Genomic DNA, 12910 nt, shown 5'->3' with positions numbered 1-12910 from the left:
TACGCAAGCGCTGCGCGAAAGGATACGCCCGCCCGCGAAATTCTATCGACGTTGGTAGCGGAGGAGGGACTTGAACCCCCGACCCCAGGATTATGATTCCCGTGCTCTAACCAGCTGAGCTACTCCGCCCCTCGGGGCCCGCCATTTTCGGCGAAGGCGGGCCTATAGGAAAGCGCGTCGATGCGGTCAACGGGGATCAGCCGCGAAAGGAATAGCGCGCGATCAGCTCCCACGGCCCGCCGCGATACCACCAGCAGGCCAGGCCGGCGATGGCGAGCGGGCGCGGCTGGAAACCGGCGCTAAGCTCGGCGAGCAGGGCGCGAGCGGCTTCAGGGGTGACCTTGTTCTGGACGGTCAAATGCGGCCGCCATGGCGTGGCGTCCTGCGGCGTCAACAGGCCGGCGAAATGATCGGCCAGCAGCACGCGAATAGCGGCAAGCTCGGGCGAGTCGATCCTGAACGCGACACCACGCCCAAGCGACATCACGCCCGTTACCCGCGCAGGCGGTGCCGGCGCGCGCGCTGCCTGTGCCAGCAGCGCCCTGAGCTCGTGCTCCACCGATGGCGGCAAATGGTGGAACAACGTCAGATGCGCTGGCAGCACGTTGCGCTCGGGCGGAAAATGGGCGCGGCGCAAGCCATCGAGCCAGGCGAAATCGCGGTCCCCGAACAACGCCGAAACGATGATCGGCGCGGGTCCGCCGTCAACGCCCCCGCTCAAATCTCGACCTGGCTGCCCAGCTCCACCACGCGATTGGTCGGCAGGCGGAAGAATTCCATTGCGCTTTCGGCGTTGCGCAACATCCAGGCGAACAGCTTTTCGCGCCAGATCGACATGCCGGGATGCTCAGACGGGAGCAACGTCTGCCGCGCGAGGAAGAAGCTCGTGTCCATCATCCGGAATTGCGCGCCGCAGCGGTCGACATTCGCGAGCGCGGCGGGGACGTCGGCGTCTTCCATAAAGCCGAAGCGCAGGATCATGCGGTGGAAGCCATGGCCGAGATCGTCGATCATGCAGCGATCATCGGCCGCCCAGAACGGCACGTCCATGATCTTGACCGTCAGCAGCACGATCCGCTCGTGGAGCACCTTGTTGTGCTTGAGGTTGTGGAGCAGCGCGTGCGGCACGCCTTCGGCGCTCGAGGTCATGAACACCGCGGTTCCCGGCACGCGCGCGGCGGCGGTCGCGGCGGACTGGATGAAGATGCGGATCGGCATCGAGCCTTCGCGCATCCGGTCGATCATCAGCTTGCGGCCCTTGGCCCAGGTCGTCAGCATTGCGAAAATCGCCAGGCCAAGCGTCAGCGGGAACCAGCCGCCCGAGGTCACCTTGGTGAGATTGGCGCTGAGATAGGCGCCGTCGAGCAGGAACAGCAGCACGAGCACCGGCACGGCATAATAGCTTTTCCAATGCCATAGCCGGAAGAACACCACCGCCATCAGGCAGGTGTCGATCGTCATCGCGCCGGTCACCGCGATGCCATAAGCCGATACCAGATTCGAGCTGCTGCGGAACGACAGCAGCAGCAGCAGCGCCATCGCGAGCAGCAGCCAGTTGATCAGCGGCACGTAAATCTGCCCGGCGATCGACGCACTCTTATGCTCGATTCTCAAGCGCGGCATAAAGCCGAGCTGGATCGCCTGCTGGGTCACCAGGAAAGCGCCCGAAATCACCGCCTGGCACGCGATGATTGCCGCCGCGATCGACACCAGCACCAGCGCCGGCCGCAACGGCTCGGGCGCAAGCAGGAAGAACGGGCTGGTCAGCACCGCGTCGCCGTGGCGCAGGACCAACGCCGCTTGCCCTAGATAATTGAGCATCAGCGCCGGCAGCACGAAAGCCAGCCACGACACCCCGATCGGCAGGCGACCGAACGCGCCCATATCGGCATAAAGCGCCTCAGCGCCCGTCACCGCGAGCACCACTGACCCGAGCGCCAGGAAGCCGTGCCAGGGATCGGCCAGCAGGAAATTGACTGCGATGTGCGGTGAGAGCGCCATTAGCACCGCCGGGGTGCGCATGATGCTCATCACGCCCAGACAGCCGATCGCGACGAAATAGATCAGCATCGCCGGGCCGAACAATTGCCCGACCCGCCCGGACCGCCCCCGCTGGAGCGAGAACAGCATCACGAGAATGCCAACCGTGATCGGCAGCACCAGCCCGGCGGTGCCGGGAGCGGCGACCTTCAGGCCTTCGACCGCGCTCAGCACCGTCACCGCCGGTGTAATCGCGCTGTCCCCATAAAAGAGCGCCGTCGCCAGCACGCCGAGCAGCACGATGCCCCGCGTCCAGCGCGCCGTACGCGTCTGGCCCGATACCAGCGCAAGCAGCGCCAGGCTGCCGCCTTCCCCCTTGTTATCGGCGCGCGTGATGATCCCGACATATTTGACGCCGACGACCAGCATCATCGACCAGAAAATCAGGCTGACGACGCCCATCACATGCAGCGTATCGACGGGCAGGTGGTGGTGGCCGGCAAAGGCATCGCGGAACGCATAGATCGGGCTGGTGCCGATATCGCCGAACACCACGCCGATCGCACCGACCGCGAGCTGCAGCACGGGACCGCGGGTGGTGTGAGTCGACGGCGCTTCAGACGGCGCGGGCACCGCGACGGCGGTCGCGGTCACCGCATAACCTTAAGCGAAACAAGCGGATATGCGTGCGTCATGGCCTTGCCGACTGAGTGCGATCCCTGCGCCGCCTAACTCTACCATAGCGGCGCGCCGCGCGCCATTACTCGCCTTTGCGCGCCGGCGCCAGCCCGCCCAGCAAAGCATCCGCTTCGCCGCGCGTTGCCACCTGGCGCAGCACGAAACTGCTGCTGATCGTATTCACGCCCGGCAACCGACCGAGATGCTCGCGGTGCATCCGCTCATAATCGTCGAGGTCGCGGCAGATGATTTTGAGCCGATAGTCTTGCGCGCCCGAGACGAGCACGCATTCCACCACGCCGTCGATCGCCGCGACGGCGCGCTCGAACCGCTCCAAATCCTCTTCCACTTGCGTGCCAAGGGTAATGTCGACAAGCGCGGTGACGTGGAAGCCCAGCCGGCGATGGGCGAGCCGGGCGCTGTAGCCGTCGATCAGCCCCGCCGCCTCCAACGCCTGTAAGCGCCGGCTGCACGCGGATTGGGACAAGCCTGCCTGCGCCGCAACCTGGCTCACCGGGCTGCGCGCGTCGGCAGCGAGTGCGCGCAGGATGGAGGCATCGATTCGGTCGATCTGCATGGATCGATCGATTAGGCGCCTTTCGCCGCGAACTCCATGCGTGATCGGGCGGATCGGCAATGAATATTGCACAGATTCGGTGCACCGTTTCGATTATATCGCTCGCCCATAATCGTCAGGAGAGCCCATCATGCGCGTCGGCGTGCCCAAGGAAATCAAAAACCACGAATATCGTGTGGGGCTGACCCCGCCATCGGTCGCCGAGCTGGTGCAGGCCGGGCATTCGGTGGTGGTCGAGACCAAGGCCGGTGACGGCATCGATTTCGGCGATCAGGATTATATCGAGGCGGGCGCGAAGATTGTCGCGACGGCGGCCGAGGTGTTCGCCCAGAGCGACATGATCGTGAAGGTGAAGGAGCCGCAGCCGCAGGAAATCGCGCTGCTCGAGCCGCGCCATCTGCTGTTCACTTACCTCCACCTCGCCGCCGACAAGCCGCAGGCCGAAGGGCTGATGAAATCGGGCGCAACGTGCATTGCCTACGAGACCGTCACTGCCCGCGACGGCTCGCTGCCGCTGCTGAAGCCGATGTCAGAGGTCGCCGGTCGCATGTCGGTGCAGGTGGGCGCTCACTATCTCGAAAAGGAGCAAGGCGGGCGCGGCGTGCTGCTAGGCGGCGTGCCCGGCGTCGCGCCGGCTCGCGTGGCGATCCTTGGCGGCGGCGTTTCCGGCGTCAATGCGGCGCAGATGGCGGTCGGCATGCGCGCCGATGTGACGATCTACGACATCAACAATGCGCGGCTCGCCGAGCTCGACATGTTCTTCTCGAGCCAGATCAAGACTGCTTATGCGAGCAAGGCAGCGATCGCGGCGGCGGTGCGCAACGCGCATCTCGTCATCGGCGCGGTCCTGGTGCCGGGCGCGGCCGCGCCCAAGCTCGTGACGCGCGAGATGGTGAAGACGATGAAGCGCGGATCGGTGATGGTCGATATCGCCATCGATCAGGGCGGCTGCTTCGAAACGAGCCACCCGACGACGCACCAGGACCCGGTGTTCGAAGTCGATGGCGTCATCCATTATTGCGTGGCGAACATGCCCGGCGCGGTCGCGCGGACGAGTGCGTTTGCGCTCAACAACGCGACGCTCCCCTTCGCGCTCAAGCTCGCCAATCTGGGTGCGGAAGCGGCGATGGCCGCCGACCCGCATCTGGCGAACGGGCTGAATGTGTCGGGCGGTAAGATTCGGCATCCAGCAGTGGCAGAAGCGCTGGATTTGCCGTTGAACTAAATATCCAGAGGGTGAGCCTGGCTCACCCTCTTCCAATCAACCGCTGGGCGATCTTGTCCGCCACTGCCGCGGCCGGTTCACCCGTCCGCGCGCTTTCGTCCCAGACCTGGTCGAGCCGCTCGGGGATCTTGCGGATGCGCGCTTCCACTTCGGCGCGGTCGCCCTGGCCGAGATATTCTAGGCACACATTGATGATGCCGCCGGCGTTGATCACATAATCGGGCGCGTAGGTGATGCCTCGCGCGTGGAGGCGCCAGCCATCCTCGGGCGTCGCGAGCTGGTTGTTGGCGCCGCCGGCGATCACCTTGGTGCGCAGGCCCGCAATCGACGCCTCGGTCAGGATCGCGCCGAGCGCATTGGGGCTGACGATATCGGCCTCGACCGACAGGATCGCGTCCGCCGCCACTGCCTCGCCGCCCAGCTCATCCGCCAGCGCCTGCGCCCGACCTGCATCGACATCGGCGAGCGTCAACCGCGCGCCGTCCGCCGCGAGCAATCGCGCGAGCCCGCCGCCGACCGAGCCGACGCCCTGGATCGCGACGTGCACACCCTTCATGCCGTCCGCGCCGAGCCCGCGCTTCGCCGCCGCCTTGACGCCCAGATAAACACCCAGCGCCGTCGACGGGCCAGGGTTGCCGCCTGCCGCGCCGCTCGCCACCGGCAGGCCCGAGACATGTTTGGTCTCGGTCGCGATCGTCACCATGTCCTGGTCCGACATGCCGACATCTTCCGCGGTCACATAGCGGCCGCTGAGCGACTGGATCGCGCGGCCGAACGCCTTCAGCAATTCAGGCGTCTTGGCGCGATCGGGTCCTGCCAGCACCACGCCCTTGCCGCCGCCCATCGGCAGGCCGGCCATCGCGTTTTTGTAGCTCATGCCGCGCGAGAGGCGTAGCGCGTCGGTTATCGCGTCGGTCTCATTTGGGTAATGCCAGAAGCGCACGCCGCCGCCCGCCGGGCCCAGATGCGTCGAGTGGATCGCGATCACCGCTTGCAGCCCCGATTTGGGATCGGTGAAAAGATGGACGCCTTCGTGGTCGTCGAAGTCGGGGAAGCCCCAGCGGCTGGTCACGGTCATGGTCCTGAGAAAAGCGGGCAGATGGGGCGACCGACGGGGATTGAACCCGCAACCTCTGGTACCACAAACCAGCGCTCTAACCAATTGAGCTACGGTCGCCGTAGAGACCGCGCCCCCTAGCGGCTGGCGGGTGGCAGCGTCAAGGCTGACGAGCGCCGCGTGGCGGGAAAGAACGCGCAGCTCAGGCTGGCCAAGCCGCGCCCGCTTTGGCAGCATCGTAGCGATGCAGACGTTGCTGCCTGTCGCCCCTGATGCGCCGCTCAGCAGCGGCTATCCCGCCGCGCCGGTCGTCGCGCGGCTTTCCGCAGCACCGGGCGTGCAGCGAACGCCCTCGCCCAAGCTGACGCTGTTCCAGCATCGCGGCTTTCTCGACCCCGCCGACTGCGCCCCGTTCATCGACCGGATCGACGCGACGCGGCGGCCCTCGACCGTCTCCGATTACAATGGCGACGCGGGCTTCCGCACCAGCGAGACCTGCGACATCGCCCGCGACGATCCACTGTCGGTCGCGCTCGACTTGCGCATCGCGGCGCTGACCGGGCTCGACCCCGCTTATGGCGAGCCGCTGCAGGGCCAGCGTTACGCGGTCGGCCAGGAATTCAAGCAGCACACCGATTATTTCGAGCCCGGCGGCCTCGATTATGAACGCTATTGCGGCGTCCACGGCCAACGCACCTGGACGGTGATGATCTACCTGAACGAGCCGCAAGCCGGCGGCGCGACGCGCTTCAAGGTGATCGACAAGATCATCCAACCCGAAACCGGCAAATTGCTCGCCTGGGACAACCGCCGGCCCGACGGCACGCCCAACGCCGCGACGCTCCACGCCGGCATGAAAGTCCGCGCCGGCGCCAAATATGTGCTGACCAAGTGGTTCCGCGAGCGGCCATGGGGGTGATGCAAGCGGGACGGCCCGAGGGCGTTCAGGTCCCGTCGGGCAAGCCACTGATTAACGAGAGCTTTTCGGCGAATGTTCCCTAATGTTCGCACTGACCATGGGGGGTCGTGGCCGCGCTCGTTTTGCGCGCCTCAACGGGCTGGCGCAGCGGCCCACGATGGGAAAGAGCAGCGGCTGGGATAAGACGAACGGTGGCTGTAGGACAGATTGGTGCGCGACGCAGGGACGAACAGCTAGACCCGTCTGGAATATAACCGATCCGCCCTTCTCGTCACCCCGGCCTTGGTGATGAAGGCCGCCGTGTCCCCCGGACACGGCTGAAACCGTCCGGGGGACGGTTTCACCCTCATCACGGGTCCCGCTATTATCCGGCGCTTAAGAAGCTGGACCCCGGATCAAGCCCGGGGTGACGGTTAATTTGGTTCGTCGGCCAACTCCGCTAGCAGCTGTGATCAGCCATAGGCCGATGCTCTCCATCCCGCGCTAAGGATGGTGGGCGCGACAGGGATTGAACCTGTGACCCCACCCGTGTGAAGGGTGTGCTCTACCGCTGAGCTACGCGCCCGGTGCCGGTAAATCGGCGAGCCGGATGTCGGGAAACCGACGACCTTTATCGCGGCAAACCGGGGATTTTGATCCCGGTAAACCGTCGAGGGCGACGGTTGCCCGCCGCCCTTCGAGAGAACGCGCCTTACGCACGGTGCCGGGGCTTGTCCAGCCCCGACCATGCGGCCTGGCGATCAAGGGTGTTTAGTTGACCGCGTCCTTCAGGCCCTTGCCGGCCTTGAACTTGGGCTGCGACGATGCCTTGATCGTCATCGGCTCGCCCGTCCGCGGGTTGCGCCCGGTCGATGCCTTGCGCTTGCTGACCGAAAAAGTGCCGAAGCCGACAAGGCGAACTTCATTGCCCTTTTTCAGCGAGCCGGTGATCGCATCGAACACGGCTTCCACTGCTTTGCTCGCATCCCCTTTGCCAAGGCCCGAGGCATCGGCAACCGCTCCGATCAAGTCCTGTTTGTTCATCCCAGGGAACCCCCGTTTTTGTGCTGCTTTTTAACACTGAGTCGCGGCAACAGCCGGCGGCGCAGTAAGGCCGCTCGGCCGGTCGCTGTCAAAACAAAATCGTCACAATTGGGCCGGGCCAGCGTGCAAAACACGCTGAATCGCGCGTTTAGTGGTGCATTTCTCCGGCAGATTGCACGCCGGTTGGGGGAAATGCAGCAAGCTCATCCGCATCGGACCAATCGATCGCGGTGAGCGGCTCGGTGAGTGCGAGCCGCAGCACTTCATCGACATGGCGCACCGGCACGATCGACAGGCCTTCGCGGATATTGGCGGGGATCTCGCTCAAATCCTTCTCATTCTCCTGCGGGATCAGCACCGTGGTGATGCCGCCGCGCAGCGCCGCGAGCAGCTTTTCCTTCAGGCCGCCGATCGGCAGCACGCGGCCGCGCAACGTGACTTCGCCGGTCATCGCCACGTCGCGGCGCACCGGCACGCCGGTCAGCGTCGAGACGATCGAAGTGACGATGCCGATGCCGGCCGACGGGCCATCCTTGGGCACCGCGCCTTCGGGCAAGTGGATGTGAATGTCCTTGCGGGCGAAGACGCTGGGCTTGATGCCATAGCTCGGCGCGCGCGCCTTGACGAAGCTCATCGCCGCTTCGACCGATTCCTTCATCACGTCGCCGAGCTTGCCGGTGGTCTTCACCCCGCCCTTGCCCGCGACGGTGACGCTTTCGATCGTCAGCAACTCGCCGCCGACTTCGGTCCAGGCGAGCCCAGTGACCGCGCCGATCTGATGCTCCTCCTCGGAGACGCCGAAACGGTACTTCCGCACGCCGGCGAATTCGTGGAGGTTGTCGGGCGTGACTTCGACGCGCTCGGCCTTGCCTTCCAGGATGCGGCGCAGGGCCTTGCGGGCGAGCTTGGCGATCTCGCGTTCCAGCGTGCGGACGCCCGCCTCGCGCGTGTAATAGCGGATCAGGTCGCGCAGGCCCGCCTGGCTCAGCACGAATTCCTCATCCTTCAGGCCATGCGCCTCGATTTGCTTGGCGATCAGATGGCGCTCGGCGATTTCGACCTTCTCATCCTCGGTATAGCCTTCGAGCCGGATGATCTCCATGCGGTCGAGCAACGGCTGCGGCAGGTTGAGCGTGTTGGCGGTGCAGACGAACATCACGTCCGACAGGTCGAGATCGATCTCGAGATAATGGTCCTGGAAGCGGTTATTCTGCTCAGGATCGAGCACCTCGAGCAGCGCCGAGGCGGGATCGCCGCGGAAATCCTGGCCGAGCTTGTCGATCTCGTCGAGCAGGAACAAGGGATTGCTGGCGCCGGCTTTTTTGAGGTTGGTGACGATCTTGCCCGGCAGCGAGCCGATATAGGTGCGGCGGTGGCCGCGGATTTCGGCTTCGTCGCGCACGCCGCCCAATGACTGGCGGACGAACTCGCGCCCAGTCGCCTTGGCGATCGACTTGCCGAGGCTGGTCTTGCCGACGCCGGGCGGGCCGACGAGGCACAGGATCGGGCCTTTCAGCTTGTTGGTGCGCGCCTGCACGGCGAGATATTCGACGATGCGGTCCTTGACCTTGTCGAGCGCATAATGGTCCTCGTCGAGCACCGCTTGCGCCATCGCGATATCGCGCTTGAGCTTCGACTTCTTGCCCCAGGGCAGGCCGAGCAGCACGTCGAGATAATTGCGCACCACCGTGGCTTCTGCCGACATCGGCGCCATCGTCTTCAGCTTCTTGAGCTCGCCTTGCGCCTTGGTGCGCGCTTCCTTGCTCAGCTTGAGCGTGGCGATCTTCTGGGTGAGCTCGGCGATTTCGTCGCCCTCGCCTTCGTCGCCCTCATTGCCCAGCTCGCGCTGGATCGCTTTCAGCTGCTCGTTGAGATAATATTCGCGCTGCGTCTTCTCCATCTGGCGCTTGACGCGGCTTTTGATCTTCTTCTCGACCTGCAGCACACCGAGCTCGCCTTCCATGAAGGCATAGACCATTTCGAGCCGCTTGGCGGGATCGGCCTCGACGAGCAGCAGCTGCTTGTCGGAGACCTTGATCGAGATGTTGGCCGCCACCGCATCGGCGAGCCGCGCCGGATCCTCGATCTCGGCGAGCTGGACAGCGGTTTCGGCGGGCAGTTTGCGGTTGAGCTTGGCGTAATTCTCGAACTGCTCGACGACCGAGCGCATCAGCGCCAGCGTTTCGCTGCTGAGCCTGTCGCCAATGCCCTCCACCGCGCGGCCAAGCTCCTCGCTCGCGCCCTCAAGCGCGTCGGCGCCATCTTCGCCTTCGAGCACGGTCACGTCGGCGATGAGATGGCCGTCGCGCGAACTCAGGCTCTCCAGCCGCGCGCGGCGCTTGCCCTCGACCAGCACGCGGACGGTGCCGTCGGGGAGCTTCAGCAGCTGCAGCACCGTCGCCGTGACGCCGATGTCGTAGAGATCATCGGCTTCGGGATCGTCCTGGGCGGGATCGAGCTGGGCGACGAGGAAGATTTCCTTGTCGGCATTCATCGCCGATTCGAGCGCGGCCACCGATTTGTCGCGGCCGACGAACAGCGGCACGATCATTTGAGGGAAAACAACGATATCGCGCAACGGCAATACGGGGAAAGACGCGGTCATGCACACTCCAGCGGCACCCAAAAGCGGTGCCTTTCCCATGCTATATGGGGGACAGGGACGCCCGCATCAATCTGGATGATGGGCGGGGTGCCGGCGCCCTCCCCTATGCGCGCCTGACTCTGCTCAGCGCGAGGCGAGCTGAACGCGCTTGCCGCCCAGCCATTGCGCAACCTGATCGCCCGCATTGGCGCGGACAAAGCAGATGCCGCCCTTGGCGCGATAGGCCTGGCAGAGCGCATCGGCCTGCGGCCGCGCGAACCCGCCGACCGACAAGCGATAAAAGCCCGCGCCCGATGCCTTGACCTGCATCCCCTGCGGCGAGAATTGTGCGAGCGCGGCATAGCGGCGGGTGGCATGCGCCCAGCCATCACGCGCAACGCCGGCATTCTCGTAAGCGCCTAGCTGGACGTAGAAATTGCCCTTGGCGGGGAAATTGCCCTTGGCCGGGGCAACCGGCTTGGCGCGCACAACGGCGACCCTGGTGGGCTTGGCGAGCATCGGCGCCGCAGCAGGCACGGCCTGGACGACCGGCTTGGGCGCCGCGAACACGACCGAGGGTTGCGCGTTAGGCTCGGGATTGGCGGCCGCGACGACGACGGGCGCAGCGGCAGCGGGTTCGGCGACCGCGACATTGGTTTCGGCAGCGGGCGTGAGCGCGGTCGCTGCAGGGGCCGCGACGGGCGCCGGATCGGCAGCGGCAACCGCCACTGGCGCCCCTTCAGCGGCGTTGAGCGCGAGCGCAGTCGGCTGGCCGCCATCGACGACCGGCTTCACGCCGAGCAGCGACGCAACCTGATCGGCCGCGCCCTTGGGATAGGCGAATTGCGACCATTGCTGCATGCGGCGATCGACGTCGTCCGGCCCGAGATCGAGCGCGGCGACCGCCTTCGCTTCGGTCCAACGGCCCGCTAGCGCGAGCGCGAGCGCAAGGTTCTGGCGCGTCTTGGCGTCGGCCTCCGGCGCGCGAGCCGCGGCCGTCAGAATGTCGACGGCCCCGGCAGGATCGCCAGCGAGCGCGATTGCCAGGCCGCGATCGGCGGGGGCGATGTGATTGGCATGCGCGGTGATCGTCGCACGCGCCCCTTCCCAATTGCCCGTCGCGATCTGCGCGAGCGCCAGGCTGAGCGCAGCGCGGCCATCATCGGGATTGAGCGTCAGCGCGTCCGTGAACGCATCGCGCGCCGAGATGAAGCGACCGGCAGTGAGATAGCTCTGGCCAAGCAGCACGCGGTAGCCCGCCTGTTGCGGCTCCCAGCGCACCGCATTCTCCGCGAACGCAACCGCCTCGACGCCCTTATGCGCGGCGAGCAGCGCGCGGGCCTTGACGGCTTCGGCCTCGGCAAGCTGCTGCGCACGGCCGCTCGCTGCCTCAGTCATCGCGGCAACGCCGCCCGAATGCGCCGAACAGCCGGCGAGCATCAGCGTCGACAGCCCAAGCGATAGTGCGGTGCGCGTGGTCATCTCCATATCCCCCAACCTTCAGGCCTGGCCGTTACCCGCCGCCAGGCGTGCGGCCATGTCGTCCACTTCCGGCAATTGATCGAGAAACGCATCGAGCGCGGCGGTGACGAGCTGTTGCGCCGATTGATGCTTTAGCGCGCTGGCGAGCCGCAGCCGCAAATGGCGATGCTCGTCGAGGCGCAAAGTGAAGGCAGCTTTGCCGCGTGCCGAGGCGACGCGCGACACCGGCGCGGCCGGCGGCGGCGTGGCCGCCTTGGGACGCTTGGGCGCGCTCAGCTGCTCGACGATCGATGCGGGCTCGGGCTCGGACGCTTCGGCCTCGAATTCCTCTTGGAGCGCGGCGCGATCGCCGAGCACCGGCGGCACCGGCGCGGGATCGATGGCCAGCTGAGGCGTGAAGGGCCGCGCGACCGCGGGTTCGTGGCGGACGTCGTCATGACCCATGTCCTCATGGCCCATGTCGTTCCAGCCGAGATCATCGACCGCACCCGCGAACGGGCCGAAGCCGGAAAAGCCCTGCGACCGCATCGCCGGGCGAGCCTGGCCCTTGCGCGCCAGCAGGCCCGACGAGAGCGAGGCCAGCGGTTTGGGTGTCCCCATCATTGCGCCACCCCCGCTCAATTGACCACCCGACGGCCGAAGCCGCCGAGCTGGCGCTGCGGATAGCCGGGCGTCGGATTGACCGCCGCCGGCGCACCGAACACGGTGCGGCGGAAATTCTTCTCGAGCCGATCATAGATATAGGCCCAGAGCTCGACGATCTCGGCTGCCGAACGGCCATTGGGATCGACTTCCATCACCGTGCGGCCATCGATCATCGAGGCGGCGAAATCGGTGCGGTGGTGAATGGTGACAGGCGCGACGGTGCCGTGCTGCGACAGCGCGACGGCGGCTTCCGACGTGATCTTGGCCTTGGGCGTGGCCGCATTGACCACGAAGATCAGCGGCTTGCCGGCGCGCTCGCACAGATCGACCGTGGCACCCACCGCGCGCAGATCGTGCGGGCTCGGGCGCGTCGGGATGACGATGAGTTCGGCGACGGCGATGACGCTCTGGATCGCCATGGTGATGGCGGGCGGCGTATCGATCACCGCCAGGCGAAAACCCTGCTGGCGCAGCACTTCCAGATCGGCCGACAGCCGCGCGACCGTGGTCTGGGCGAAAGCGGGAAAATCATCCTCGCGCTCGTTCCACCAATCCGACAGCGACCCTTGCGGATCGATATCGATCAGCACGACCGGCCCGGCGCCGGCGCGCTGTGCCTGCACGGCGAGATGGCCGGACAAGGTCGTCTTGCCCGATCCGCCTTTCTGCGATGCCATCGCGAGAACGCGCATGAAATCCCCTGCAAATTACCCTTGCGAAGACGGGGAGTGCCATGACCG

At 66.0% G+C, this 12910-nt stretch carries 11 protein-coding genes and 3 tRNA genes; 2 read left to right on the top strand and 12 right to left on the bottom strand.

Translation table 11 applies throughout. From position 1 onward, the window contains the following. Window positions 1-52: 52 nt before the first annotated feature. The 4 genes from ACLB0R_RS14595 to ACLB0R_RS14580 all read right to left on the bottom strand — a co-directional run bounded on the left by ACLB0R_RS14595 (window position 53) and on the right by ACLB0R_RS14580 (window position 3235). A tRNA-Met gene (locus tag ACLB0R_RS14595) sits at window positions 53-129 on the bottom strand. Between the two features lie 67 nt (window positions 130-196). Next, entirely contained in the window at window positions 197-721 is a 525-nt protein-coding gene (locus ACLB0R_RS14590; protein WP_416644080.1) for a 2'-5' RNA ligase family protein, read from the bottom strand. Continuing rightward, window positions 718-2613 carry a potassium transporter Kup gene (locus ACLB0R_RS14585; RefSeq protein ID WP_416644389.1) on the bottom strand — a complete coding sequence of 632 codons (1896 nt, stop codon included), beginning with the start codon at window positions 2611-2613 and terminating at the stop codon, window positions 718-720. Before ACLB0R_RS14585 ends, ACLB0R_RS14590 begins: the two co-directional genes overlap by 4 nt. 127 nt (window positions 2614-2740) lie before the next feature. Beyond that, complete coding sequence (locus ACLB0R_RS14580) at window positions 2741-3235, bottom strand: Lrp/AsnC family transcriptional regulator (protein ID WP_416644079.1); 495 nt, start codon at window positions 3233-3235, stop codon at window positions 2741-2743. Window positions 3236-3365: 130 nt separating this feature from the next. Between ACLB0R_RS14580 and ald the strand changes: the two genes are divergently transcribed. Next, window positions 3366-4460, top strand: coding sequence for an alanine dehydrogenase (gene ald / locus ACLB0R_RS14575; protein WP_416644078.1), 1095 nt, complete (start codon window positions 3366-3368; stop codon window positions 4458-4460). Between the two features lie 22 nt (window positions 4461-4482). Here the strand turns inward: ald and ACLB0R_RS14570 are convergent, their stop codons facing one another. Both ACLB0R_RS14570 and ACLB0R_RS14565 read right to left on the bottom strand, forming a co-directional pair. Next, entirely contained in the window at window positions 4483-5538 is a 1056-nt protein-coding gene (locus tag ACLB0R_RS14570; protein WP_434953867.1) for a Glu/Leu/Phe/Val family dehydrogenase, read from the bottom strand. 22 nt (window positions 5539-5560) lie between these two features. Continuing rightward, a tRNA-His gene (locus ACLB0R_RS14565) sits at window positions 5561-5637 on the bottom strand. Window positions 5638-5761: 124 nt separating this feature from the next. Here ACLB0R_RS14565 and ACLB0R_RS14560 point away from each other — a divergent pair. Continuing rightward, the gene (locus ACLB0R_RS14560; RefSeq protein ID WP_416644076.1) at window positions 5762-6436 is read left to right on the top strand and encodes a prolyl hydroxylase family protein; all 675 of its coding nucleotides are present in this window, start codon (window positions 5762-5764) and stop codon (window positions 6434-6436) included. Between the two features lie 490 nt (window positions 6437-6926). On the opposite strand, the gene ACLB0R_RS14555 is transcribed toward ACLB0R_RS14560, so the two are convergent. From ACLB0R_RS14555 to ACLB0R_RS14530, 6 genes are all read right to left on the bottom strand, one after another. After that, window positions 6927-7001: transfer RNA gene (locus ACLB0R_RS14555), tRNA-Val, on the bottom strand. A 185-nt stretch (window positions 7002-7186) separates the two neighbouring features. Next, window positions 7187-7459 (bottom strand): HU family DNA-binding protein, encoded by a 273-nt coding sequence (locus ACLB0R_RS14550; RefSeq protein WP_416644075.1) that lies wholly within the window; start codon window positions 7457-7459, stop codon window positions 7187-7189. 148 nt (window positions 7460-7607) lie between these two features. Further along, complete coding sequence (gene lon / locus ACLB0R_RS14545) at window positions 7608-10064, bottom strand: endopeptidase La (RefSeq protein WP_416644074.1); 2457 nt, start codon at window positions 10062-10064, stop codon at window positions 7608-7610. A 123-nt stretch (window positions 10065-10187) separates the two neighbouring features. Next, window positions 10188-11525 (bottom strand): SPOR domain-containing protein, encoded by a 1338-nt coding sequence (locus ACLB0R_RS14540; RefSeq protein WP_416644073.1) that lies wholly within the window; start codon window positions 11523-11525, stop codon window positions 10188-10190. Between the two features lie 18 nt (window positions 11526-11543). Continuing rightward, entirely contained in the window at window positions 11544-12125 is a 582-nt protein-coding gene (locus ACLB0R_RS14535; protein ID WP_416644072.1) for a hypothetical protein, read from the bottom strand. A 17-nt stretch (window positions 12126-12142) separates the two neighbouring features. Beyond that, a complete protein-coding gene (locus ACLB0R_RS14530) occupies window positions 12143-12862 on the bottom strand; it encodes an AAA family ATPase (RefSeq protein WP_416644071.1) in 720 nt (239 codons plus the stop codon). Between the last annotated feature and the right edge of the window lie 48 nt (window positions 12863-12910).

Source organism: Sphingomonas sp. GlSt437 (genome assembly GCF_048015635.2).
Lineage (GTDB): Bacteria > Pseudomonadota > Alphaproteobacteria > Sphingomonadales > Sphingomonadaceae > Sphingomonas.
Note: the sequence above shows the minus strand (reverse complement) of the source record. Positions and strands in the feature narration are given on the sequence as shown.

Excerpts from the sequence above, each read along its gene's own strand:
- ACLB0R_RS14580 (WP_416644079.1), bottom strand. The coding sequence starts at position 3,235 with ATGCAGATCGACCGAATCGATGCCTCCATCCTGCGCGCACTCGCTGCC.
- ald (WP_416644078.1), top strand. The coding sequence starts at position 3,366 with ATGCGCGTCGGCGTGCCCAAGGAAATCAAAAACCACGAATATCGTGTG.
- ACLB0R_RS14570 (WP_434953867.1), bottom strand. The coding sequence starts at position 5,538 with ATGACCGTGACCAGCCGCTGGGGCTTCCCCGACTTCGACGACCACGAA.
- ACLB0R_RS14560 (WP_416644076.1), top strand. The coding sequence starts at position 5,762 with ATGCAGACGTTGCTGCCTGTCGCCCCTGATGCGCCGCTCAGCAGCGGC.
- ACLB0R_RS14550 (WP_416644075.1), bottom strand. The coding sequence starts at position 7,459 with ATGAACAAACAGGACTTGATCGGAGCGGTTGCCGATGCCTCGGGCCTT.
- lon (WP_416644074.1), bottom strand. The coding sequence starts at position 10,064 with ATGACCGCGTCTTTCCCCGTATTGCCGTTGCGCGATATCGTTGTTTTC.
- ACLB0R_RS14540 (WP_416644073.1), bottom strand. The coding sequence starts at position 11,525 with ATGACCACGCGCACCGCACTATCGCTTGGGCTGTCGACGCTGATGCTC.
- ACLB0R_RS14535 (WP_416644072.1), bottom strand. The coding sequence starts at position 12,125 with ATGGGGACACCCAAACCGCTGGCCTCGCTCTCGTCGGGCCTGCTGGCG.
- ACLB0R_RS14530 (WP_416644071.1), bottom strand. The coding sequence starts at position 12,862 with ATGCGCGTTCTCGCGATGGCATCGCAGAAAGGCGGATCGGGCAAGACG.